At 29.6% G+C, this 23,539-nt stretch carries 25 protein-coding genes; 11 read left to right on the top strand and 14 right to left on the bottom strand.

Features of this window, described 5'->3' with window-relative positions; translation table 11 throughout:
• The 6 genes from CXF68_RS01750 to CXF68_RS01725 form a co-directional block, all read right to left on the bottom strand.
• A complete protein-coding gene (locus CXF68_RS01750; RefSeq protein ID WP_101042638.1) occupies positions 1–879 on the bottom strand; it encodes an ABC transporter permease in 879 nt (292 codons plus the stop codon).
• Positions 880–942: 63 nt separating this feature from the next.
• Positions 943–1,344: a methylmalonyl-CoA epimerase gene (mce, locus tag CXF68_RS01745; protein WP_101042637.1), complete on the bottom strand. Its 402-nt coding sequence runs from the start codon at positions 1,342–1,344 to the stop codon at positions 943–945.
• A gap of 35 nt (positions 1,345–1,379) precedes the next feature.
• Positions 1,380–1,925 carry a hypothetical protein gene (locus tag CXF68_RS01740; RefSeq protein WP_101042636.1) on the bottom strand — a complete coding sequence of 182 codons (546 nt, stop codon included), beginning with the start codon at positions 1,923–1,925 and terminating at the stop codon, positions 1,380–1,382.
• The gene (locus tag CXF68_RS01735) at positions 1,925–2,629 is read right to left on the bottom strand and encodes a hypothetical protein (protein WP_101042635.1); all 705 of its coding nucleotides are present in this window, start codon (positions 2,627–2,629) and stop codon (positions 1,925–1,927) included. Before CXF68_RS01735 ends, CXF68_RS01740 begins: the two co-directional genes overlap by 1 nt.
• A gap of 3 nt (positions 2,630–2,632) precedes the next feature.
• Positions 2,633–3,190 (bottom strand): DUF2589 domain-containing protein, encoded by a 558-nt coding sequence (locus tag CXF68_RS01730; protein WP_101042634.1) that lies wholly within the window; start codon positions 3,188–3,190, stop codon positions 2,633–2,635.
• A gap of 11 nt (positions 3,191–3,201) precedes the next feature.
• Complete coding sequence (locus tag CXF68_RS01725; protein WP_101042633.1) at positions 3,202–4,383, bottom strand: DUF2589 domain-containing protein; 1,182 nt, start codon at positions 4,381–4,383, stop codon at positions 3,202–3,204.
• A 693-nt stretch (positions 4,384–5,076) separates the two neighbouring features.
• On the opposite strand from CXF68_RS01725, the gene CXF68_RS01720 reads away from it, so the two are divergent.
• The 7 genes from CXF68_RS01720 (at position 5,077) to CXF68_RS01690 (ending at position 10,306) form a co-directional block, all read left to right on the top strand.
• Positions 5,077–5,700 carry a hypothetical protein gene (locus CXF68_RS01720; RefSeq protein ID WP_101042632.1) on the top strand — a complete coding sequence of 208 codons (624 nt, stop codon included), beginning with the start codon at positions 5,077–5,079 and terminating at the stop codon, positions 5,698–5,700.
• 238 nt (positions 5,701–5,938) lie between these two features.
• Entirely contained in the window at positions 5,939–6,613 is a 675-nt protein-coding gene (locus CXF68_RS01715; protein WP_157821829.1) for a hypothetical protein, read from the top strand.
• A 6-nt stretch (positions 6,614–6,619) separates the two neighbouring features.
• A complete protein-coding gene (locus CXF68_RS01710) occupies positions 6,620–7,237 on the top strand; it encodes a hypothetical protein (protein ID WP_101042630.1) in 618 nt (205 codons plus the stop codon).
• Positions 7,213–7,965, top strand: coding sequence for a sensor histidine kinase (locus CXF68_RS01705; protein WP_101042629.1), 753 nt, complete (start codon positions 7,213–7,215; stop codon positions 7,963–7,965). Before CXF68_RS01710 ends, CXF68_RS01705 begins: the two co-directional genes overlap by 25 nt.
• Positions 7,966–8,001: 36 nt before the next feature.
• Positions 8,002–8,646, top strand: a complete 645-nt coding sequence (locus CXF68_RS01700; RefSeq protein ID WP_101042628.1) for a response regulator transcription factor — start codon at positions 8,002–8,004, stop codon at positions 8,644–8,646.
• Positions 8,647–8,666: 20 nt separating this feature from the next.
• Positions 8,667–9,062: a 30S ribosome-binding factor RbfA gene (gene rbfA / locus CXF68_RS01695; RefSeq protein ID WP_028888400.1), complete on the top strand. Its 396-nt coding sequence runs from the start codon at positions 8,667–8,669 to the stop codon at positions 9,060–9,062.
• A gap of 41 nt (positions 9,063–9,103) precedes the next feature.
• On the top strand, positions 9,104–10,306 hold the full coding sequence (locus CXF68_RS01690; protein WP_101042627.1) for an ABC transporter permease: 1,203 nt from the start codon (positions 9,104–9,106) through the stop codon (positions 10,304–10,306).
• Positions 10,307–10,308: 2 nt separating this feature from the next.
• Here CXF68_RS01690 and dusB read toward each other — a convergent pair whose 3' ends face one another.
• The 3 genes from dusB to CXF68_RS01675 form a co-directional block, all read right to left on the bottom strand.
• On the bottom strand, positions 10,309–11,310 hold the full coding sequence (gene dusB, locus CXF68_RS01685) for a tRNA dihydrouridine synthase DusB (protein ID WP_101042626.1): 1,002 nt from the start codon (positions 11,308–11,310) through the stop codon (positions 10,309–10,311).
• 642 nt (positions 11,311–11,952) lie between these two features.
• Positions 11,953–12,513, bottom strand: a complete 561-nt coding sequence (locus CXF68_RS01680; RefSeq protein WP_101042625.1) for an NADPH-dependent FMN reductase — start codon at positions 12,511–12,513, stop codon at positions 11,953–11,955.
• Positions 12,506–12,991: a tetratricopeptide repeat protein gene (locus CXF68_RS01675; protein ID WP_101042624.1), complete on the bottom strand. Its 486-nt coding sequence runs from the start codon at positions 12,989–12,991 to the stop codon at positions 12,506–12,508. The genes CXF68_RS01680 and CXF68_RS01675 overlap by 8 nt, the downstream gene beginning before the upstream one ends.
• A gap of 182 nt (positions 12,992–13,173) precedes the next feature.
• Between CXF68_RS01675 and lepA the strand changes: the two genes are divergently transcribed.
• The gene (gene lepA, locus CXF68_RS01670; RefSeq protein ID WP_101042623.1) at positions 13,174–14,970 is read left to right on the top strand and encodes a translation elongation factor 4; all 1,797 of its coding nucleotides are present in this window, start codon (positions 13,174–13,176) and stop codon (positions 14,968–14,970) included.
• Positions 14,971–15,032: 62 nt separating this feature from the next.
• On the opposite strand, the gene CXF68_RS01665 is transcribed toward lepA, so the two are convergent.
• The 5 genes from CXF68_RS01665 to CXF68_RS01645 form a co-directional block, all read right to left on the bottom strand.
• Positions 15,033–15,797 carry a LytTR family DNA-binding domain-containing protein gene (locus tag CXF68_RS01665; RefSeq protein ID WP_157821828.1) on the bottom strand — a complete coding sequence of 255 codons (765 nt, stop codon included), beginning with the start codon at positions 15,795–15,797 and terminating at the stop codon, positions 15,033–15,035.
• A gap of 4 nt (positions 15,798–15,801) precedes the next feature.
• Positions 15,802–16,815: a sensor histidine kinase gene (locus CXF68_RS01660; RefSeq protein ID WP_101042621.1), complete on the bottom strand. Its 1,014-nt coding sequence runs from the start codon at positions 16,813–16,815 to the stop codon at positions 15,802–15,804.
• Between the two features lie 114 nt (positions 16,816–16,929).
• A complete protein-coding gene (locus CXF68_RS01655; protein ID WP_101042620.1) occupies positions 16,930–17,697 on the bottom strand; it encodes a CPBP family intramembrane glutamic endopeptidase in 768 nt (255 codons plus the stop codon).
• A gap of 8 nt (positions 17,698–17,705) precedes the next feature.
• Positions 17,706–20,078 (bottom strand): outer membrane beta-barrel protein, encoded by a 2,373-nt coding sequence (locus tag CXF68_RS01650; protein WP_101042619.1) that lies wholly within the window; start codon positions 20,076–20,078, stop codon positions 17,706–17,708.
• 228 nt (positions 20,079–20,306) lie between these two features.
• A complete protein-coding gene (locus CXF68_RS01645; RefSeq protein WP_101042618.1) occupies positions 20,307–21,005 on the bottom strand; it encodes a zinc metallopeptidase in 699 nt (232 codons plus the stop codon).
• 96 nt (positions 21,006–21,101) lie between these two features.
• Here CXF68_RS01645 and CXF68_RS01640 point away from each other — a divergent pair, with 96 nt between their 5' ends.
• From CXF68_RS01640 to CXF68_RS01630, 3 genes are all read left to right on the top strand, one after another.
• Entirely contained in the window at positions 21,102–22,133 is a 1,032-nt protein-coding gene (locus tag CXF68_RS01640) for an asparaginase (protein ID WP_101042617.1), read from the top strand.
• A 240-nt stretch (positions 22,134–22,373) separates the two neighbouring features.
• Positions 22,374–23,093, top strand: a complete 720-nt coding sequence (locus CXF68_RS01635) for a MotA/TolQ/ExbB proton channel family protein (RefSeq protein ID WP_101042616.1) — start codon at positions 22,374–22,376, stop codon at positions 23,091–23,093.
• Between the two features lie 8 nt (positions 23,094–23,101).
• Entirely contained in the window at positions 23,102–23,539 is a 438-nt protein-coding gene (locus tag CXF68_RS01630; protein ID WP_101042615.1) for a hypothetical protein, read from the top strand.

Raw genomic sequence — 23,539 nt, 5'->3', positions numbered from 1 at the left:
TTAGTAATACAAGTCGTTAGTTTGTAAGTTTAAAAAACGTTGTGTAGCAAAAAATGTACTTATCCATGTAATAAAAAAAGCAATAAAAAAAACTCCTCCTGTTACATATGCTAAAGAAATATAATCGGTTAATAATTCTAAGGCAGGAATGTATTCATTAATGTAATAAATTACAAATGCTAACCCACATAAAGAAATAAAAGCACCTAAAAGTCCTAGTTTAATACTTTGCCAAATAAAAGGCTTTCGAATAAAACTTTTAGTAGCTCCAACCATTTGCATGGTTTTAATATTAAATCTTTTGGAGTAAATAGACAATCGAATTGAACTATTTATTAAAATAATGGCAACTAAACCAAAAAAACCGCTTAGTATTAATAACCAAAAACTCATTTTCTGAATGTTTTTTGTTAACAATTCAACCAATGGTTTGTCGTAATTTACTTCTGCTACAAAGGCATTTTTTTTAAAAGATTTTTCAATTACTACCATTTCTTCAGGAGTAACAAAATCTGCTTTTAAATAAATATCAATTCCATTTTTAAGAGGATTGTCTCCTAAAAATTTTAAAAAATCTTCACCTAAATCTTTCTTATAAGCTATTGCAGCTTCACCTTTAGTAATATAAACAACTTTGTTGGTGTATTTTTCCTTTTTTAAAGTAGCTTTAAACGTTTTTATTTGTTTATCGGTTACATCATCTTTTAAAAAGAGGGTCATTACCACTTTTTCTTTAAAGTGATTTGCAACTTTAGTAGATTTTAGTAAAACTAAACCCAAAACTCCCATCATAAAAAGTACCAATGCAATACTTACAACTACAGAGATGTAAGACGATTGTAAGCGTCGCTTTTGAAAAGAATCATAAGAGTTTGTCATTGTTTAATACACGTTTGTTAGACTTTGCAAGATACAAAATATTAGGAGTTATATATAAGTGATTTACTTGATTTCTTCACAGAGTTCAATTAAAACACCATTTGTAGTTTTAGGATGTAAGAAAGCTACTAATTTGTTGTCAGCACCTTTTTTAGGAGTCTCATTTAAAACAGTAAAACCTTCTTTTTGTAAGCGTTTTATTGCTGCTTTTATATCATTAACAGCAAAAGCGATATGGTGTATTCCTTCTCCCTTTTTTTCTATAAATTTAGCAATCGGACTATCTGCTTTTGTAGCTTCTAGTAGTTCTATTTTATTAGGACCCGATTTAAAAAAGGAAGTTTTTACGCCTTCGCTTGCTACTTCTTCAACTTTATAATGAGGTTCTCCAAAAAGAGCCGCAAACAATTTATTTGATTTTTCTAAATCTTTAACCGCAATACCAATGTGTTCTATTTTATCCATATTCATAGGGTAAAAATAAACAAAAGATTTATAATTTACCCTTTACTTACCTCCTCAGCAAAAAAACGTAATGCATCAGTATTACCTATAAGACTTGTAATTCTAAGAGCATATTTACTTAATTGCTCATGAGTTTTAAGATGGTTCCACAAACTGTGTATGTAATTTGTGTAATCTTCATTAGGGTTTATTTGTATAATATTATTCTTGTAAGCAATTGAGACTAACTCGTTCGCTAATTCCTTGGCTTCTTTTACTTTATCTTCAATAGGCTGAATTAGGTTATACACTAGGTTTTGAGCAGAGTAGACCATTTCCCCTCCAATTTCCATTTGTTTCTTTTTTTTGTTTACAGTTCTAATATCTTCGAAGTTTACTAAGTAGAGCCTACTTCTTAACCCTGCCATTTCAGAGCATTCAGAGAAGTTGTTTTTTTTTAAGAAATTTTCTGTATTAGTTAACCAAAGTTCAAAGTCAGTAATAAATTTTTTATTTTTATCTCTTAAAAGGTTTACTAAATCTGGAATTTGATTAATCGATTTTTTTAAGCCTTCATAGGTGTTTATATATGATTTTATCATTATTCTACAGTTAGTTTAGAAACCATTTCTCCATTGCTGTCTTCCATTTTATGCCATTCCATACCTTGCTCAATAATTTTCATTTTTATTTGAATAATACTGTTAGGGTTTAGTTCTCTTAATTTATCAGATTCTGTAATAACCTCAGTATCTTCTATGTGTTTTTTAGGGAGTGTTATTTCATTTTGCAGTTGATCTACGAGGTATGTTGATATATACGACGGTTCAGGAATTTGTTTAATGTAGCTTTTAGATTCTTTAATAGGAGTGTTTATAATTTTTGTAGCGATTTCTGCAACCCGATTACAGAATTCTTTTAAGGAAGATTTTTGATCTGCTCGTAGTTTTAATACCTTTTCTAGTGACTGAATTTCATGTTTTATTGCACTTGACAGTTGTTTAGAGTGGTAAGTGTCAAAAGATGTTGTTTTATAAACATTCTTTAGAGATGAATAGGTCTTACTATAAAAGGAATTGTTATCAATAGGTTCGTAATCAATTGTTGTTTTTTCTTTGCTTTTTGATATCCCTACAGGGATTGTTAACTCTACATCTTGCATTTTCATTCTTGGTATAGAATAGTATTGTAGAATATCATCTGCTGCGTATTGTTTTGCCATTCTTGCAGATTCAATATCAGCAATACTTCTTGCGTGATTAATGTCTGCAACAATGGTTCCTAAGTATTCTTTTAAAGTTGCCATGGTTTATGGTGTTATTGGGTTCGTAGGGTTTGTGTTTCCTGTACTTATTACTGGAGTAACTAATGTTTCTAAAAAGTTTACTAACGTGTCAATACCTGGTGGTGGATCATCTTGACCAGCTTTTACAACAATATGCATGTTATATTCCTTTTTTCTTTCGCCACTTCTACTAGATTTTTGTTGTCTAGAATAACTAGCGTTTAATTTGGCACTAAATCCACCATAAGCAGCACCAATTTCTAGTCCGAAACCTAATTTTGAAGCTAAAGAACTTTCCTGCTTTTCTACAGAAGAAATTTTAGCATTAAAATCAATAGTAATATCCTTTATGGTAATATTAGGGATAGGTATAATAGTTAGTAATGGTACATTAAATGCTTTTGTTTCATTACCATCACCATAATTAAAGGTAACAGTGGTTGGTTTACCGTCTTTATCTTTTCCTACCGAATTAATAAAACTAACGGTTGCTAGTGCAGCATCACTTTGAGCCTCGATAGAGGCGGTCAAAGGACCGCCTATCAAAGACCTGAAATCTAAATTTAAAACTTGATTTGGCATAATTTAATTTTTTAAGCAGATGGTTGTGAAATAATAGCATTTTCTAAAATACCTAATACTTTTTCCATACCTGCTGGTATTTCATCCTGTACAGCTTTTACACTAATCCCCATAGTGTAGGTTTTGTCAATTTCTGTACCTCTGCTATCCTTTCTTTTGTAAGAAGCAGAAACATTGAATTTTGTTTTACTTGTTCCGCTACTCTTATAGCTTTTTTTGACACCTTTCTTTTTACTATTTCTACTTCTAGAATATTTGTTCTCATTTTCATACTCTAAACCAATTTTAAAATCAATTTCTCGTTCAGAGTTTATTTTTTCTACAGAGTTTATTTTTGCGTTAAATTCTATTGTAGTTTCTTCAACTCTTATGTATGGAATTGGAACCATCGTTAATAAAGGTACTTCCAGTTTCATATCTAAAAACTGAGCAGCAGTAGATGGGGTTCCAGAAGTAAATAGAACAGATGTACTTGCATTAGTAATAAAGGTTGGGTTAATAACTTCTATTTCATAATCAGATGAATTATATTCTGAACCTTCTTGAAGTACATTAACGCCTATTACCACTCCAGCTTTGTTAATTACCGCTTCAAGTATAGCGCCAGAACCATTTCCTGTTTTGCTAGGTTTTAATTTAACGTTTAAAATAGGAGGATGCGTATAGTTTGCTCCTGAGTTTGCTCCGTTAATAGTAACACTACTAATATTTCCTGTATTTATATTTGCAACATTAAAATTAAATTTTGCGCCAGTACCACCTACAGGTAATATTTTAATTTCACTAACATTAGTATAGTTAAAGCCTTGTTTAGTTATAACAACCCTTTCAACTTTTAAACCACTAGTATTTGTACCATCAGAAACCATAACAGCTTCTGCTACGGCGCCATAACCGTCTCCAATGATTTCAATTTTAGGAGTTACATTATATCCCTTACCTTGGTTGTCTACTTTTGCATTTATGCTATGTGGAGTACCTGATTGATACGGAGAAATTTCTTTCGGATATGTAAAGGTTACATACTCAGGATCTCCATTTTCATCAAAACCAACATCTTTAATGTATTTTACGGTAGATTCAGCAGCTAAAATTTGTGCTTCTACAACAGCACTTAATGGGCCTCCAATTAAATTACCGAAGTTTAAACTAGAAAGTTCTTGGCCTGGGTTATATCTCGATATATTTGACATAGTTATTTTATTTTTTACCTACTCTGTTTATTTTTAGGCTTTTCGGTTTTCGCCTTTTAGCATTTCGAAATAACTAGGTGTAAAATTCTATCAATTACTTAATTTTTAGGTAGTGTGATTAACTATAAAACATAAGTGATAAGCTGTAATTTTTTAAAGTGGTTTTCCTGCAGTGAAATGCAGCTATTAATTATGTGAAAAATATTTTTAGAGTTTTGTTTTTATTTAGATGTAAATGAGGGGTTGGGTATGTAAAAAGAAGTAGGTGTTTTTTTGTAGTTTTAACTTAAATACACAGCGCTAAGTAGTTAAATACTCATGAGTAGATATATGATCTTAAGAATATTGATGTGATTTATATTGCTTGTTATAATATTATTAGTCTGTTAAAATAGGTTTCGATTGTGCTTAATCAAACATTTTAAAGATGTTTTAATTAGAATATAGGTAACTACTCACTAACCGTTATAAATCTTTTATTTTAGCGTAATATCGTATTATTACGTCATTAAAATAATACTTATATTTGGTGTTTAGGATTTGCTATGAAAATTTCCTACAGACTTTTTATCTAAGCATACATTACAATTATATCTTGTAAATATATAAGGTGTATATGTTTTGTGTATGTAGTATTCTGTTAGAAAGAATAGTGAGTCAAAAAAATAATTGTAAACTTTTAAAATAATTTTTATGAAAAACAAATTTTTAGTAGTAGCAACATTGGCTACCATGATTTTTACATCTTGTAGTCAAGATAGTTTAGATGAAGCATCAAAAGAGGTGGGTGCAAAAGTATCTCGCCCTTACAATGCCCTAAATTACAAAGAACTGGTACCTATGTTAGAACATTATGATGAAACAAGAAAACCTATATTAGAAAAAGCATTAGGGCATGAAGATACTCGTATGAATTACTTTAGTATAGAAACTATTGAAAACTATTTGGCGTATGTAAAAACATTATCAAAAGAAAAAGGAATTAGAATAACAGGAATTAACTTTGTATCGGCATCATATCCTGAAAATACAACACATGGAGTACCTAATTATCAAACGATGGTATTTATGCCAACTACAGAAATTAATGGTAAGAACATAAACTTTGACCCGGTGCAATCTTCAGAAGGTAACGTAGTTACAGTAAAAGAAATGTTAGGGGATTATGGTTACAATTGGGTGTATGATAGTAAAGAAGATTATGAAAACAGAAACAAGCTTTCTAAAAAAGTACAACAAAATTTTCTAAAAAGAGAAAGTATGAAAGATTTAGAGAGTAGTACTGGAAATAGGGGAACTATTTCTCCTCCTCTTTAATGTTTGAGAATAATTGTCAAAGCAAAAAAAGCTAACAAACTAATTTGTTAGCTTTTTTTTTACAAAGAAAACAAGAGTAAAAGCGATGTAAACCTTCTAGGTTATTAGCTTTTAAATCTAGGGTGTTTTTCCTGATTTTTTTATGTAAACGCTTGATTTACTTAGCTTGTTAAAAAAAGGATTTGTTATTAAGGGAAACAAGAGTGTATATTTGGGTAGAATTAAAACCAAACTTATTATGAGTAAAAAAAATATATTTCAAAAATTAATTGAAATATTCAGAAGCATTTTTTGCAAGGAATGTACAACTGAAGAGTGTTTAGAAAATGCAAATGAAAAAGGAATTTTTTGTTACAAAGATGAAGGAAGAACAAAAGAAATGTTAAGCTATTCGGAGGTTATTGATATGCTAAAACGCTATGACACTACAAGAATACAGCCTTTAGAAGGTGCTTTAGGATATGAAGATTCTCGTGTTACAACCTTTGATTTTATTCAGTTTAAAAAATATTTAGGACATGTTGAAAACTTGAGTAAAAAAGCAAATGTAAAAATGACAGGAATTTCATTTATTGCTAGTGCAAAGAAGCATGAGAAAAATGGAAAAGAATATAGTGGTTTAATTTATGTGCCATCTACAACTATTAAAGGGGCGGATGTTTTATATGATCCTTTGCAGAGTGCCAAGCAAGGAAAGTTAGTAACGTTTAAAGAAATGTTAGAGAAGCATGGTTATAATTGGATTTACGATACCGAAGGAGATTATAAAGAAGGAAAAAGAAAAGATTATAATTATAGTTTAAAGACTGTAAAAAAACAAGAAGCTAATTTGAGAGGTGGAGATGATGATGTAATAATTGTGAGTGATGATAGCGGATTCGGTAATAGAGGTCAAATTTCACCTCCATATTAATATTTAATGAATTTACTTACAGATTTTAGTTATTTATTTGAGATTACAACTGGTGTAGTTGCATTTTTTAGTAGAAAAAAATTTAAGATCCCTTTTTATAATTTTTTCTTTTATTACATTGTACTGGTTGTGTTAGTCGAAACTTTAGGGCAGGTTTTGAGGGGGTATCAAATAAATGCAATTCAATTATATAATTTTTATACTTTTTTTGAATTTAATTTGTTAGGTATAATTTATTGGAAATTAACTTATGAAAATCAATCTCATAAGTCAATAAGTTTTTTTCTTGTAATGTTTAATATTATTTATTTTTTAAGTTTTGTTTTTGTTGATTTGCAGAACTACACAGTAATAATAGGGGCAGTTATAGTAAGTTCTTTTATGATTCTTTATTTAAAAGAATTGTTGAATTCTAGTAAGATTATATTTTATGAAGGGAAAGTGTCCTTTTGGATAACGGTAGGTTTTTTATTATACTACTTAACATCAATACCTTTTCAAGCGGTTTTTTATATAATTGGATTAGAGAGTAGAGAGTTGTTTTATATTCAGCACTTTATAATTATATTAACACACCTTTGTTTTATATACGGATTATTATGGAGCAAGAAAGAAGTGAGCTAATTGTATTGATATCAACTTTTATAATAGTTTTTATTACTATTTCTTTGATAGTGCTTTTTGTTGTTTTTCAGAGACGTAAAAATAAATTGTTACAAGAAAGGAGCCTTATAAAAAAACGTTTTGAAAGAGAAATCGCAGAAACACAGATAGAAATAAGAGAAGAAACACTACGGAATATTAGCTGGGAGTTGCACGATAATATTGGGCAACTCTTAACTTTAGCTAAAATACAGTTACAACATGCAACGCCAGATAATATGCATGGAATAACCGAAATAATTACAAAAAGTTTAACGGAAATAAGAGCCTTGTCGAAGTCTATAAACCCAGATTTTATTAATAATATAAAATTAAAGGAAGCTTTAAGATTAGAGATTGAGCGTTTTAATCGTTTAAATTATATTGAGTCGAGTTTAACTATTACAGGAGAAGAAATAGAAATAGACCAAAAACACGGCATTATAATTTTTAGAATGTTGCAAGAGTTTTTTTCTAATACGATAAAACATTCAAAAGCATCCAAACTCGATGTTTTTTTACATTATAATGAAAATTATATCGATATTATAGCAAAAGATAATGGAGTTGGTTTTAAAGTGAAAGAAAATTGTATTAATGGTATTGGTTTGCAGAATATTAAAGCCAGAGCAGAGTTGATAAACGCAAAAGCTACATTGAAATCAGAACCAGAAAAAGGAACAAGATTAATAATAAATTATTATATTTAAAAAGTATAGGGTATTCCCTATAAAACCTATGTAACTATGAAGTATTCAGTTGTTGTTGTAGATGATCATACACTATTATCACAAGCTATTGAAGGAATGGTAAATACTTTTAGTAAATTTAAAGTATTGTACACGTGTAAAAACGGTAAAGAAGTTGTCGATAAATTTTCTGAATCACCAAAAAACATTCCAGATATTGTTTTAATGGATGTAAACATGCCTATAATGAATGGTATTGATGCTACCGAATGGGTTGTAACGCATCATCCAGAAGTGCATGTAATGGCGTTGTCGATTGAAGATGCTAATAATACAATTTTACAAATGTTAAAGGCAGGTGCAGTCGGTTATTTACTTAAAGACACTCGAAAAGAAGTGCTAGAAAGAGCATTACTAGAAATGATGGACAATGGTTTTTATCATACAAGAAATGTTACCACATTATTATTAGATTCTGTATCAGGAAAAAACAGTAAAAATAGCATTTCATTTAAAGAAAATGAATTGGTTTTTATGAAGTTAGCTTGTTCGGAATTAACCTATAAAGAGATAGCAGAGAAGATGTTTTTAAGTCCAAAAACGATTGATGGTTATCGAGATAGTTTGTTTACCAAACTAAATGTTAGAAACAGAGTAGGGTTAGTAATGTACGCAATAAAAAATAAAATTTACACTCCGTAATTTTTCCTTAAATTTGCAGCATGGAAGAAACGAATAGGCAACGAAAAATTGCAGGAGTATTACAAGAAGATCTAGTAGATGTTTTACAGCGTGCTGCACAAGATGGAATGAAGGGAGTGATTATATCGGTATCTAAAGTTTCGGTAACTGCCGATTTAGGAGTAGCTAAAGTTTATTTAAGCGTTTTTCCTTCTGATAAAAGAGATGAAATTATAAAAGGTGTGGTATCTAATACATCATCAATTCGTTATGAAATGGCGAAAAGAACAAGACATCAATTAAGAAGAATGCCAGAGTTGTTATTTTTTGGAGATGATAGTTTAGATTATATTGAAGATATTGATAACTCTTTAAAAGGAGGTGATGTAGATCCAATTAAAAATCCTGATGTTTTACCACGTCGTCAAAAACGTTAATGAATTTTGTTTACATTGCTAACTAAGATTTATTAATAATTTTGAAATTTTCTTTATACATAGCTAAAAGATACCTGTTTTCTAAAACAAGCACAAACGCAATAAATATAATTACATTTATTGCTGTTTTTGGTGTTGTTATAGGAGCGTTAGCGTTGTTCGTTATTTTATCTGGATATTCAGGATTAAGAACATTTAGCGAGGCTATGCTTAGCGTATCTGATCCTGATATAAAAATAACAACGGTTAAAGGGAAGTCTTTTAAATATTCAGAGGAAGTTCATCAAAAATTAATTCAGGATACTGAAATAAGTGCAGTTTCAAAAATTATAGAAGAGCGTGTTTTTTTAAAATATAAAAATAAAAGCCAAGTAGCATACATAAAAGGAGTTGATGAAAATTATAAAAACGTTATTCCTACTGATTCTCTATTAACGATGGGGACTTGGATTGATCCTGAGTTTAAAAATACAGCTGTTATAGGTTACGGAATTTCATATAAATTGTCGTTAAGTATTTTAAATTTTGGTGAGCCTTTACAGATTTTAGTGCCAAAACCAGGAAAGGGTTTTGTAAATGCAAATAATGCTTATAAATCTGTGTCTACTCAAATAATTGGCGCCTATTCTGGGGCAGAAGAATTTGAAAATAAATATGTTTTTACAGAGTTGTCTTTAGCGCAAGAATTATTGAACTATGATGAAAATCAAATTTCAGGAATAGCGCTTAAGCTAAAATCAGGGATCGATTTAGATGATTTTCAAGAACAATTACAAAATCATTTAGGAGCTGCTTTTAACGTGCAAACAAGGGCTCAGTTAAATTCGCTACACTACAAAGTTATTAATACCGAAAGATTTATTACCTACTTAATTTTTACGTTAATACTAGCGATTGCTTTGTTTAACGTAATTGGGTCAATAATTATGATGATTATTGACAAGCGTAAAAATCTTAAGACTTTATATAGCTTAGGAACTAGTATTGATCAGATAAAAAAAATATTTGTACTACAAGGTTTTTTATTAACAATTGTAGGTATGATTGTAGGATTGGTTTTAGGTATTATTTTGGTTTTAATTCAACAGCGTTACGAATTGTTCATGATTACCGAAAATTTTGCATATCCTGTTGAATTTAGATGGATGAATTTATTAACTATTATTATTACAATCTTAACGCTAGGTTATATAGCAGCTAGAATAGCAAGTTCAAGAATATCTAAGAAATTTATTGAGAAATAGATTTACCTAATTTCTGGAATAATCATATTCCCAAACTTAGCTTCCACTTCATCAAAAGCAGCAAAAACATCTTTTGCATCATCAGACGTTACCATTTTCATTCGGTATTCTTTAAAATGAGGAATTCCTTTAAAATAATTTGTATAATGTCTTCTAGTTTCAAAAACTCCTAAAACAGGGCCTTTCCAATCAATAGCCATTTGTAAATGTCTACGAGCCGTTTCTACTCGTTGTGAAATTGTAGGCTTTGCTAAATATTCACCTGTTTTAAAATAATGCTTTACTTCGTTAAAAAACCAAGGGTATCCAATAGCCGCTCTACCAATCATACAGCCATCTAATCCGTATTTATCACGCATTTCCATTGCTTTCTCTGGTGAAGTAACATCACCATTACCAAACACAGGAATATGCATTCTTTGATTATTTTTAACTTCAGAGATTAACGACCAATCTGCATCACCTTTATACATTTGTGCACGAGTACGTCCATGAATAGAAATTGCAGCACAACCAACATCTTGTAAGCGTTCAGCTACTTCTACAATTTTAATAGAATCATGATCCCAACCTAAACGAGTTTTTACGGTAACCGGTAAATTGGTGTGTTTTACCATGGCTTCAGTAAGTGATACCATTAAATCGATATCTTTTAAAATTCCTGCACCAGCACCTTTAGAGACTACTTTCTTAACAGGGCACCCAAAGTTAATATCAATAATATCAGGGTTCGATTTTTCTACAATCTCAACAGTTTTTAGCATCGATTCTAAATTGGCACCAAAAATCTGTATTCCAACAGGGCGTTCTTTTTCGTAAATATCTAATTTCATTACGCTTTTTGCAGCGTCACGAATCAGTCCTTCCGAAGAAATAAATTCAGTATAAACCACATCAGCACCGTTCTCTTTACACAAAGCTCTAAACGGTGGGTCACTCACATCTTCCATCGGTGCTAATAATAGCGGGAAATCAGGAAGTTCTATATCTCCAATTTTTACCATGTGGCAAAGTTAGTTTTTATTTTTAAGAATGAAAAAAGGAATCAAAATTTGATTTATTTAGTTTTCTATTTTATTTTTTTCGTTTAAACTAAACTGGGGTTGCATTAATCTTTCGTTATTGTAGGTGTTTTCTTTCGAGTCAAGTGGGGTGTTTCTAGAAAACTTTTTATTAACGACCTACATACAAATTAAATGATGTAAAGCTGATTAATTGTTGTTTTCATATCACTGAAAGTTGCCTTTTTCTATCTTGAAACGAACTTTGAATTCGTAATTGGAATTAAATAATTTTGTAGAATAAATGGGATTGTTGAATAACGACTTTTAGATTGGTAAGGTTGCGTTTTCGTAGAAGAAATAGCTTTGGTTATGTAAATTTACATAACCATTATTTCCTAAGAAAATAGTCCAAGGATATATTTTTTGGGATAAACTTCGTTCGTATTCATCTTTGGTTTGTCTTTATGAACAGAAATATAGTTTTATTTTCTGATATTTATTTTGGGTAAAGGGATAACAGCTAATTATTTAGGTTCTAAAGCTACTAGGGTTTAATTTTATTGATTCCGTTGTAACAATTTATAGAAATTAAATTCGCCACAACAAGTTTGACGTTGTTATGGAGAATTGTTTTACTGATTCTTATTTTTTAACTAATTGGCTAAATCTATTGATATAATCTTGTAAAAACTTTTTGGTTCGAACCGCGCTAAGAGTTCCGTTTTTATCAAAATAAGTCGGGGAGTTACCTAAAAAGACTTCAGGTTGTTGAACAGTTGGCATATCAAAGTAAGATAGTGCTAAGCGAAGATTTTTTTGTGAGCTGTAGCCGCCCATTTTTCCAACCGAATGACTTATAATTGCATTTGGTTTGTTTTTCCAGGCTACATCATGATTGGGTTTCGAGCAAATATCAACAACATTTTTTAAGCAAGCTGGGATTGTGCGATTATTTTCTGGGGTTACAAATAGAATTCCATCAGAGGATTTTATGGTGTTTCGAAACTCTGTATATTCTTTAGGTATTGGGAAATCGGTTTCTAATGGGTCGTCATAATCGAAATTATATAATGGTAAGTTCCTGATCTCAATAATTTTTACTTCGAAATCTTCAGGAAACATATCGAGTACATTTAGTGCTATTTTGCGTGCGTAAGAACCTCTACGTAAACTACCAATGATTATGGTTATTTTTTTATGCATTTTTAGTGTTTTTGTGACGAGTATTACGAGTAGGGGTTGGGTTTTTATAATTTTCTTTTAAAACAAACATTAAATACTCTTCGTTATCTGTGTATTTAATAGTCTTTGTAAGATTAAAATAATTGATGGTTGCTTTTCGTAACTCTGATTGAATTTCTTGCATATTACTCTGATTATTTTTTGTTAAATACAATAAATAATAAACCGTTTTTTTTATCATTTTAATAGCTTTTTCCGGTTCATTTAGTTTTTTATAGGTGTTGGCAAGGTTATTACATGAAATTATATAAACTTGAATAAAAGGAATGCCAACACCTTTACAAAATTTTGTATTTTTTGTTAGTACCTCTGCTCGGTAAAGGGCATCATTATAGTTGGTTAATGCTTCGTGGTAGTTTCCTTGATTAAATAAATTTGTAGCATTTTTAGTTTTTATTTTCCAATAATTTTCTATTTGAGTTATACAGGTGTCGCTCATTTTAACATGGTATTTAATTATTTTTAGGCAAATGTAATTAATTTTTAGTCTAATCTAAAAATTAATTTAGATTAGACTAAATTTGTCTTTTTTGGAATAGAGTTTTATTGAATAAATTTTTAATTGTACAACGTTTTACAATAAAGTATCTTTGCAGTCATAAGAGGTTAGAAATACGACGAATGAAGAAAATTAGAAATTTTTGCATTATAGCACATATTGATCACGGTAAAAGTACACTTGCCGATAGGTTATTAGATTATACTGGAGCTGTAACTGAGAGAGAAAAAAAATCTCAACTACTAGATAGTATGGATTTGGAGCGTGAACGTGGTATTACCATTAAATCGCATGCAATTCAAATGAATTATACTCACGAAGGTGAAGATTATATTTTAAATTTAATAGATACACCTGGTCACGTAGATTTTTCTTACGAAGTTTCTCGTTCTATTGCAGCTTGTGAAGGAGCATTGCTAATTGTTGATGCTGCACAAAGTATTCAAGCACAAACAATTTCTAATTTATATTTAGCTTTAGATAATGATTTGGAAATTATTCCTGTATTAAATAAAGTTGATTTACCATCGGCAAACCCAGAAGAGGTAACTGATGATATTGTAGATTTATTAGGTTGTGAACCAGAAGATGTAATTCATGCAAGTGGAAAAACAGGTTTTGGTGTTGGTAATATTTTAGCTGCTATTATAGCTAAAGTACCGCCACCACAAGGAAACCCTGATGCACCTTTAAAAGCATTAATTTTTGATTCAGTTTACAATTCTTATAGAGGAATTGAAACTTACTTTAGAGTAATTGATGGTTCTATTAAAAAGAATCAGCGTATTAAGTTTATGTCAACGGGTACCGAATATAAAGCAGATGAAGTTGGTACTTTAAAGCTAGAGCAAGAGGCAAAGCAAGAAGTGAAAACAGGAGATGTAGGGTATTTAATTACAGGTATTAAAGTTGCAAAAGAAGTAAAGGTAGGAGATACTATTACTGATTTTGAAAACCCAACTGAAAGCCTTATTGATGGTTTTGAAGATGTAAAGCCAATGGTTTTTGCGGGTATTTACCCTGTAGATACTGAAGATTACGAAGAACTTCGTAATTCGATGGAAAAATTACAATTAAATGATGCTTCTTTGGTATTTCAACCAGAAAGTTCAGTAGCTTTAGGTTTTGGTTTTCGATGTGGATTCTTAGGAATGTTACATATGGAAATTATTCAAGAACGTTTAGAACGTGAATTTAATATGACTGTGATTACCACGGTTCCTAACGTTTCTTATCACGCATATACGAAGAAAAATCCTGAGGAAATTGTATTGCTAAATAATCCAACAGATTTACCAGACCCATCGAGATTAGAGAAAGTAGAAGAGCCTTTTATTAAAGCCTCTATTATTACAAAATCTGATTTTGTAGGACAAGTAATGTCGCTTTGTATTGAGAAAAGAGGAGAGATAGTAAATCAAACATATTTAACAACAGAAAGAGTAGAGCTGACTTTTGATATGCCTTTAGCAGAAATAGTATTCGATTTTTACGATCGATTAAAAACCGTTTCTAAAGGATATGCGTCTTTTGATTACGCACCGATAGGTATGAGAGAATCGAAATTAGTTCGTGTAGATATTTTATTAAATGGTGACCCTGTTGATGCACTTTCTGCATTATTACATGCAGACAATGCTTATGTGATAGGTAAAAAAATTGTAGAAAAATTAAAGGAACTAATACCAAGACAACAGTTTGATATTCCTATTCAAGCTGCAATTGGAGCAAAAATTATTGCCAGAGAAACAACGAAAGCATTACGTAAAGATGTAACAGCAAAATGTTATGGAGGTGATATTTCTAGAAAACGTAAATTATTAGAGAAGCAGAAAAAAGGTAAGAAAAGAATGCGTCAGGTAGGTAATGTAGAAATTCCACAAGAAGCATTTATGGCAGTTTTAAAGCTAAATGATTAATCTTTTTGCAAGTAATATATTAAAACTCCTTTTTGAGAAATCAAAAAGGAGTTTTTTATTGGTTAATTTTCTAGCCATTTTCTAAAATCAGAAGTAATAGAAGAACTTGTCATTGGTTTTTCTTTTACACCTTTCATTGTGATTAAGAGCCGGTTTTTAAAATGACTTTCTATTTTTTCGATAAAATCAATATTTACAATTTCACTTCGATTAATTTTAAAAAATTTGGTTGGGTTTAATTGCTGAAAAATACCTCCTAAAGATTGAGAAATAGTATATCTTTTTCCTGAATTATCTATAGCAATACAAAAATCTCCAGACGCTTCAATTAAGCTAATATCTACAATATTTAATAATTGAATTCCAGATGTTTTTTTGATAACAAAACGTTTTTTATAAGAAGTGTTTTCTTCTTGTAAAGCAGATTTTAAGTTAGATAATGTATCTGTGTTTAAAGCATTGTATTTACCTTGATTAAACAAAGATTGGTACTTTTCTATGGCTTTATTAAAATCAGATTTAGAATATGGTTTTAAAATGTATGCAATTCCGTTTGTATTGAATGCTTTAAATAAATATTCATCGTGAGCAGAGCAAAAAATTATAGGACAGTCAATAGAAACATCATCAAATAAGTCGAAAGATATTCCATCTAATAATTGAATATCAGATAAAATAAAATCATATTTATTTTTAGAAATTAATTCTTTCCCTTCTTTATTTGAGCGTGCTAAATCGTGAGATATTTCTTCGTCAAAAAAAAGGGTTAAATAATTTACTAATTTTTGATAAGCTGGTATTTCGTCTTCTAAAATTAAAATTTTCATAAGGTTAATTTTCTTCACTTAAATTAATAATAGGAATTGATACGTTAAATTCTTTGTTAGTATTTATAATAACTACTTTTTTATCAGAAAGTAGTTGATAGCGAGTTTTTAAATTGTTTAAACCAGTACTAAGAGAATCGTTTTTTGGTATAATATTAGATTTTTTATTTACTATTTTTAAAACATTTTCTTCAATGGTGATAAATGTTCTGATGGCAACATTTTTTTCTGGTTTGTTATGCTTTACTACGTTTTCTAATAGAGTTTGAATTGCGCCAGTTGGAATAAATCTATCTTTTGTTAAGGTTTCTTTATCAATAGAAAAACTATAATCATTACCAAAGCGTGTTTTTATTAGGAAAACATAGTTTTCAGCAAACTTTAATTCTTCTGATAGTTCCATAACTTCAGCATCTTTAGTTTGTATTAAATAGCGATAAATTAATGATAAACGATTAATGTATTCTTTAGCCTTTTCTGGGTTAGAATCAATTAAAGAATCTAAGGTGTTTAAATTATTAAACAAAAAATGAGGATCTATTTGAGATCGTAAAAGTTTTAGTTCGTTCTCTTTTTGTTGTTTTTCAAATTTAGAAATTTGTGTTTGCCCTTCATAGAATTTTTTTATTAGAATTAATCCTAATGGAAAACCTACCATATCTGTAGCGTTGTATAAACCATTTTGTAGATATAAATAAATATTTGGTATACTTTTAAGTGTTTTTCCAGCACTAAGTCTTCCTATTAAATTATCTAAAGTGCCAAAAAATGTTAATAGGAATAAAGCAAAGAAAAAAAATAGAAAGTATTTTTTTTCTTTTATTAAAAACTGTGGTACTAGTATTTGAATAAAAATAAGAATTATAGAAATTGATATTATTGTAGAACTTGGTAAATCGATAAAATATTCAATTAATTTATTTCCAATTCTATAATAATCTACACAATTTAATACAATGGTAACACCATATATTATGGATAGTATTATCCAATCTGATTTATTAGGTTTGATATTCATTTAATTTCTTTTTCATGTAAAATATAAAACAAAATTTCATAATAGCTATGAATTAATCTAGAATGAATAATTTTTTATTATTATTGAATAACTATAGCGCATTAATAAATGATTTTAATTTAGACGTTTTTTTAGAACATATATACCATAAATTAAACAAGGGAAAGTTAATAATATACTTAGTACAGCGCTTCCTAAATCCATAGGATTGGTAATAACTTCTTTTATAGGTTTCCCAATTGAATCTAATTTTGCAACAAAATCTATAACAGCGTGTATGATAATTAATGGGTAAATTCTTTTTATCACTAATAAAATTGCACCAAACATTACTCCAATAAATGATGCGAAAAATACTTGAGAAATTTCTCCATAAATTCCTTTGTCAAATTTAATTAGATGTAATAAACCAAATAATAAAGCTGCTATAAAAACAGCTTTTATCTGTGCTTTTTTATTGTCTCCGAAATATTTAGAAAATAAAGGAAGTAATACACTTCTTAAACTTAACTCTTCTGAAATGCCAATACTTATACAGTAAATAGCTAACATTAGCAGGTTTGAAATACTATAACTTGGAATCGAATCTAAAAACAAACCGTTTAATAAAACTAAAAAGACTAGAGGGAAAATGATTAACCATGGTTTTTTAGGTTCTATTTTAGTTAATCCACCAAGTTTAAATAAGTTTAGTTTTTTTGCTACTATAAAGGATACCGTAGCTAGTAGTAAATTACTAATTATTCTTGTAAATAAGTAAGTGTTATATGAGGTAATATTATTACTTAGTAAATAATCTTTTACAAAATTATTAGTTATTAAAAGAATGGTAATAAAAAATGTAAAGAGAATAATTTGTTTTAATATATATATGTTTTTCATAATGATAATTAGTTATTGTCTTGAATTCTATTTTCCTCTTCTCTAGATGAATTACGTTTCGATTTTTTCTTACCAAATTTAGATCCGAAACTATATACTAAACGTAATTGAATGTTTTGACGTGAACCATTGCTTTCTACTTTAGCAGAACCGTTTCCATAATCAATTGTTCCATTAAAACCTCTATTCAGTATTTTATTGAATCCAAGATTTACTTTTAGTTTATCATTAATAAATTTTTTACCAAAAGAGAAATCTAAGCCTGCTAGCCAACCTACTTGTATTTGATCTTCTAAAGCACCAGTTCCGTAATTCCCACTCATTTCAAAGTTTACATCTAAAGGGAGTTTGTAGCTTGCTTGAATAAACCAAAATAAATTCCATTTAGATAAATCTACACCATGAGTAGCTGATTCATAAATGTTATTATTTACAATAAAGCCCGTATAACCTTCAACTTCTTTTATAAAACTTAATGGAGCAAATAATCTAAAGTTCCAATTAGTATAGTTTTCTACATTAACAGCTTGCTGTCTTATTTGTTTTGTTGCATTGTCTTGTTTTATTAAATCAAAAATTACATCATCAGTTTCGCTATAGCCAATTGTAAAAAAGGGCTGCCCATCATAAGTTAAATTAAATTGATAATTATTAGTGAAAGCAGGTTTTAAATTAGGGTTTCCTTCTTCTGCAGAAAACGGATCTAAATACTCTTCAAACGAATTTAAACTCCCATATGATGGTCTTCGAACCCTATAGCTATAAGATAAACTTGTACCTAACTTCTCTGTTACTTTTTTACTTATAGAGGCACTTGGGAATAGTTTTTGAATTGGTCTTCTTTTAATTTCATATGTAGGAACTCCGTTTTTTATAAAGTTCGATATTCCGTCAGTCTTACTGTCTTCATAACGTAATCCACCAGAAAAAGACCATTTACCTGAGGTTGCATTTACTTTAGAGTATATTGCGAAAATAGTTTCATCAACTAAAAACTGACTACTACTTTCTTGATCTAAATCGAATCCGTTTGAGTTGTTTTCAAATAATGATTGTAAGTCACTATCAGTATTTACGATTGCGTATTTACTACCTATACTTACCTTTAAATTATCAGAAAAGGTTTTAGAATAATCTATTTTAGACGTTTTTATAGTGTATTTTCCATCTTGTATATATCTTCTATCTTGAAAAGGAAGTGTGCTACCAGTAATGTCGTATAACGTATTAGTATTGTCGTTTTTGTAATTTATATAGTTAAAATCAATAACTAGTTTATCCGTGTCAGACTTGTATTCATAATAAGGACTTATGTTAAAATCAATACGATCTCTATCATAACTATTTTCTGAAAACAATGTGTTTGTAGAATTTACATTAGAAATTATAGTCTTACTACTTGTAATTCTATTAGATTTTCTAGTATTCCATCGCCCTCCAATTCCTATTGAATTATTATCATTAATATAGTAATCTACATTTACACTTACATTAAAACGATTCGGATTATAAGGTGATTTTGTAGTTTGATCATAGGTTTCATTACCAACAGTTCTAACTAAAAATAAATCATCTCTCCAAGTTGGTTTAGAATGCCCGAAACTTGTTTGCCAATTTAGTTTGTTTTTGTAGCTAGCTATCGAAACTTTTGTTCCGTATTCAAAACCTTCATCTTCACCAACCCAACCTGTAACGCTTCCGTGAGTTCCTAAACGTACATTTTTCTTTAAAATAATATTAATAATTGCACCAGAACCAGCAGCATCATATTCCGCTCCGGGTTGTTCTATAACTTCAATTTTGGCAATATTATCGGCAGGAAAATCTCTTAATAAAGTTTCCACATCCATGTATTCTGTAGTTTTTCCGTTGATAAGAATTCTAACCCCACCTTTTCCTGCAATTGAAATTCCGTTATTTGTAACCAAAACACCAGGGACTTTTCGCATTACATCTTGTAGGCTAGAATTTAGCATTTCAGATTTCTCTAAATCAACTACTAATTTTTCCGCAGTTTGCTTAATAACTGGTCTTTTAGATTTGATAACTACTTCGTTTAATGTTTGATTATCTTCTTTTAATATAAAGTTGAATATTTTATTTGTTGATAATTCAAACTCTTTGCCTATTTCTGTTTTAAAGCCTAAGGTAGAAATGGTTATTTTATATTTACCATTAGCTATATCTTTAAAAGAGTAATTTCCGTTATCGTCAGAGACTGATCCTTTTGGATTTGCTTCGTTGCCAATTTTATAAAGTATAATATTTGTGTAGGGTAAAACTTGTTTTTTTTGATCAGTAATTTTTCCTGAAATGCTGTGTTGTGCAAATACAGTAGTAACTCCAAAAAATAATAATAAAGTAGTGATTATAAATCTCATATCGCTTTTTATGGTTTAACACTTCAAAAGTGCTTCATTAATGTAAGTTTAGAAATCAAAATCTGACGAATTGGGTTAATTTTCCGACGAACAAATATCTGTATCTATATTATTAAATAATTTTGTAATTACGGTATGGTTTCCAGTAAAAAAAAAGACTCTTAATTTCTATTAAGAGTCTTTTCATAATTGTTGTTTCTATAAAAATATTTTTAAAGAATTATAGTATTAATCTCTACCACCTAAAACTTGTAGAGCCCAATATAAAAGCATTGCTAAAGAACCTAATGCAGCAACTAAATATGTTCTTGCAGCCCATTTTAAAGCATCTTTAGACCCAGCAAGTTCTTCACGAGTTACAATGTGTTTGTTTTCTAGCCAAGCCAAAGCTCTATTACTAGCGTCATATTCTACGGGTAGAGTAATAAAACTAAATAAAGTTCCCATTCCCATAAAAGCTAAACCACCAATGGCAACCATTTGCCCGATTCCTGGTTGTCCAGCTCCAGCACCTAAAATTATTCCTCCAATAACCATCCATTGAGAAAAACGAGAAGAAATACTAACAATAGGAACTAATTTAGATCGCATCGTTAACCATTTATATGCTTTAGCATGTTGTACAGCGTGTCCAACCTCATGAGCAGCAACAGCAGCTGCCGAAGCGTTTCGCTGATTGTAAACACCTTCACTTAAATTAACAGTTTTATTTTGTGGGTTGTAATGGTCGGTTAACATTCCTGGAGTAGAAATAACTTTTACATCATAAATACCATGATCATCTAACATTTTTTGAGCTATTTCAGCACCATTCATGCCGTTTCGTAAGTGAACTTTCGAATATTTTTTAAATTTTCTTTTAAGTGTATTGCTAACTACCCAGCTTAATAAAGAGATAATCCCAATTAGAATATAAAAACCTATCATAATTTATTTAGTTTTAAAATTTTGTATCATTTTTGTACGATAAATTTACAACATAAATTATTCCATAATTAAATTACTTATAATAAAAGTGTCATAATGTCAAATAAACCTAAAATTTTAATAGTATATACAGGAGGAACCATTGGTATGATTAAGGATTATAAAACAGGAGCATTAAAGGCTTTTGATTTTAGCCAGATATCTAGTAAAATCCCTGAGTTGCAACAATTACATTGTGATATTTCTACAATTTCATTTGATGAGCCAATAGATTCATCAAATATGAATGTTAATTATTATATTGATATAGCTGAAATTATTTCTAACAATTACGATAAGTTTGATGGTTTTGTGGTTCTTACAGGTTCAGATACGATGTCTTACACTTCATCTGCAATTAGCTTTATGTTTGAAAACTTACAGAAGCCTGTGATTTTCACAGGATCTCAATTACCGATAGGTGATTTGCGTACAGATGCTAAAGAAAATTTAATAACCTCGATACAGGTTGCATCAACTTATGAAAACGGAAAGCCAGTAATTCAAGAAGTAGGTTTGTATTTTGAGTATAAATTATATAGAGCGAATCGAACAACAAAGATAAATGCAGAGCAATTTGAAGCTTTTGCTTCAATGAATTATCCGCCTTTAGCTGAAAGTGGTGTTCATTTAAATTTTAATTACCCAGTATTATTTAAGCCAGTTAAAGAAGAAAATAAGCTTGTTTTTAGAAAAAAATTAGATAATAATGTTGCTATTTTAAAACTTTTTCCAGGAATAACAGCTTCTGTTGTGGCTAGTTTTATAAATATTCCCAATTTAAAAGGTATAATACTAGAAACTTATGGCTCAGGAAATGCACCAACAAAAAAATGGTTTATAGAATTGTTAGAGCAAGCTATTGATAAGGGTATATATATCGTTAATGTGACTCAGTGTGCAGGAGGAAGTGTTATTCTCGGACACTATGAAACAAGCTCTGATTTAAAACGCATCGGAATTGTTGATGGAAAAAACATTACAACAGAAACAGCTATAGCAAAAATGATGTATTTATTGGGAGAAAAATTTTCTAGAGAAGAATTTAAGCATTATTTTGAAACATCGTTAAGAGGAGAAATCAATTAAATTGATTTTTTAAGACTAAATTAACAACTATAACTACTTGAAATTGTATGGAAAACGAAAAAAATGTTATAAATATCATCGTTTTTTTTAATGTCCCAACATTTTTTTGTTACTTGGCACTCTGAAAATAAAAAGTGCATTAACTACAAGCAAAGAATGACTTATTTGTAAAAAATTAAGTTTTTTGTAGTAAAATTTGTATTTTTAACCCGTTAACTATTTAAAATTAATTATAACAAAATGAAAAAAGTAGTAAATTTCCTAACTGTTGCAGGATTTATGTTTTTAGGAGCTGTTCAGTCAACATTTGCACAAGATGCTGTAATTGAGAAAACTTTTCACCAAGAGTTAAAACAACGTTTTATTGAAGGGGACCCTCAGTTTATGGGAATCGTATTGGTAGCTTTAATTTTAGGTTTAGCAATTGCAATTGAAAGAATTATTTATTTAAACATGGCAACAACTAACACTAAGAAATTAGTAGCTAGTGTAGATGAGGCTTTAAGTTCAGGTGGTGTAGAAGCTGCTAAAGAAGTTTGTAGAAATACAAAAGGACCTGTTGCTTCTATCTTTTATCAAGGATTAGAAAGAGCAGACGAAGGTTTAGAGGCTGCTGAAAAAGCTGTCGTAGGTTATGGTGGAGTACAAATGGGACTATTAGAGAAAAATGTTTCTTGGTTATCTTTATTTATTGCTTTAGCACCGATGTTAGGGTTCATGGGTACTGTAATTGGTATGATTGAAGCTTTTGATAAAATTGCAGTAGCAAATGATATTTCTCCAGCAGTAGTAGCAGGTGGTATTAAAATTGCACTTTTAACAACTGTATTTGGTCTTGTTGCAGCAATTATTTTACAGATTTTTTATAATTATATCGTTTCTAAAATTGATAGTATTGTAAATAACATGGAAAATGCTTCAATATCTTTAATCGACTTATTAGCTAAGTATAAAAAATAATTAATCGTATGAATAATAAAATATTAACATTACTTGTAGCAGCAATATCATTAATTGGTATCGCGCTATTCGTAAACGTTGTAAGAATAGATCCAGAAGAAACTCAAGCGCTTTCTGACGCTGTTTCTCCTTTAGTAAGTTATTCATATTATTTGCTAATTGTAATAGTAATTGTAGCTGTGGTAATTTCATTATTAAGTATGTTCAAGAACCCAGCAGCATTAAAGAAAACTTTACTAGGTATATTAGCCTTAGGTGTTGTTTTTGTGGTGTCTTATTTTATGGCTTCAGATAGTGAAGTAATAGGAGCAGACGGAGGTCAGTTAGTAGCTGCAGGAAGTATTTCTAAATGGGTAGGGTCTGGAATTAGATTTACCATAGTTTTAGGTGCTATTGCAGGAGCTTTCTTCGTAGTAGATTTATTAAAAGGAATCGTTAAATCGTAA

This window comes from Tenacibaculum sp. Bg11-29, from assembly GCF_002836595.1.
In the GTDB taxonomy this organism is placed as follows: Bacteria; Bacteroidota; Bacteroidia; order Flavobacteriales; family Flavobacteriaceae; genus Polaribacter.
Note: the sequence above shows the minus strand (reverse complement) of the source record. Positions and strands in the feature narration are given on the sequence as shown.

Excerpts from the sequence above, each read along its gene's own strand:
- CXF68_RS01750 (WP_101042638.1), bottom strand. The coding sequence starts at position 879 with ATGACAAACTCTTATGATTCTTTTCAAAAGCGACGCTTACAATCGTCT.
- mce (WP_101042637.1), bottom strand. The coding sequence starts at position 1,344 with ATGGATAAAATAGAACACATTGGTATTGCGGTTAAAGATTTAGAAAAA.
- CXF68_RS01740 (WP_101042636.1), bottom strand. The coding sequence starts at position 1,925 with ATGATAAAATCATATATAAACACCTATGAAGGCTTAAAAAAATCGATT.
- CXF68_RS01735 (WP_101042635.1), bottom strand. The coding sequence starts at position 2,629 with ATGGCAACTTTAAAAGAATACTTAGGAACCATTGTTGCAGACATTAAT.
- CXF68_RS01730 (WP_101042634.1), bottom strand. The coding sequence starts at position 3,190 with ATGCCAAATCAAGTTTTAAATTTAGATTTCAGGTCTTTGATAGGCGGT.
- CXF68_RS01725 (WP_101042633.1), bottom strand. The coding sequence starts at position 4,383 with ATGTCAAATATATCGAGATATAACCCAGGCCAAGAACTTTCTAGTTTA.
- CXF68_RS01720 (WP_101042632.1), top strand. The coding sequence starts at position 5,077 with ATGAAAAACAAATTTTTAGTAGTAGCAACATTGGCTACCATGATTTTT.
- CXF68_RS01715 (WP_157821829.1), top strand. The coding sequence starts at position 5,939 with ATGAGTAAAAAAAATATATTTCAAAAATTAATTGAAATATTCAGAAGC.
- CXF68_RS01710 (WP_101042630.1), top strand. The coding sequence starts at position 6,620 with ATGAATTTACTTACAGATTTTAGTTATTTATTTGAGATTACAACTGGT.
- CXF68_RS01705 (WP_101042629.1), top strand. The coding sequence starts at position 7,213 with ATGGAGCAAGAAAGAAGTGAGCTAATTGTATTGATATCAACTTTTATA.
- CXF68_RS01700 (WP_101042628.1), top strand. The coding sequence starts at position 8,002 with ATGAAGTATTCAGTTGTTGTTGTAGATGATCATACACTATTATCACAA.
- rbfA (WP_028888400.1), top strand. The coding sequence starts at position 8,667 with ATGGAAGAAACGAATAGGCAACGAAAAATTGCAGGAGTATTACAAGAA.
- dusB (WP_101042626.1), bottom strand. The coding sequence starts at position 11,310 with ATGGTAAAAATTGGAGATATAGAACTTCCTGATTTCCCGCTATTATTA.
- CXF68_RS01680 (WP_101042625.1), bottom strand. The coding sequence starts at position 12,513 with ATGCATAAAAAAATAACCATAATCATTGGTAGTTTACGTAGAGGTTCT.
- CXF68_RS01675 (WP_101042624.1), bottom strand. The coding sequence starts at position 12,991 with ATGAGCGACACCTGTATAACTCAAATAGAAAATTATTGGAAAATAAAA.
- lepA (WP_101042623.1), top strand. The coding sequence starts at position 13,174 with ATGAAGAAAATTAGAAATTTTTGCATTATAGCACATATTGATCACGGT.
- CXF68_RS01665 (WP_157821828.1), bottom strand. The coding sequence starts at position 15,797 with ATGAAAATTTTAATTTTAGAAGACGAAATACCAGCTTATCAAAAATTA.
- CXF68_RS01660 (WP_101042621.1), bottom strand. The coding sequence starts at position 16,815 with ATGAATATCAAACCTAATAAATCAGATTGGATAATACTATCCATAATA.
- CXF68_RS01655 (WP_101042620.1), bottom strand. The coding sequence starts at position 17,697 with ATGAAAAACATATATATATTAAAACAAATTATTCTCTTTACATTTTTT.
- CXF68_RS01650 (WP_101042619.1), bottom strand. The coding sequence starts at position 20,078 with ATGAGATTTATAATCACTACTTTATTATTATTTTTTGGAGTTACTACT.
- CXF68_RS01645 (WP_101042618.1), bottom strand. The coding sequence starts at position 21,005 with ATGATAGGTTTTTATATTCTAATTGGGATTATCTCTTTATTAAGCTGG.
- CXF68_RS01640 (WP_101042617.1), top strand. The coding sequence starts at position 21,102 with ATGTCAAATAAACCTAAAATTTTAATAGTATATACAGGAGGAACCATT.
- CXF68_RS01635 (WP_101042616.1), top strand. The coding sequence starts at position 22,374 with ATGAAAAAAGTAGTAAATTTCCTAACTGTTGCAGGATTTATGTTTTTA.
- CXF68_RS01630 (WP_101042615.1), top strand. The coding sequence starts at position 23,102 with ATGAATAATAAAATATTAACATTACTTGTAGCAGCAATATCATTAATT.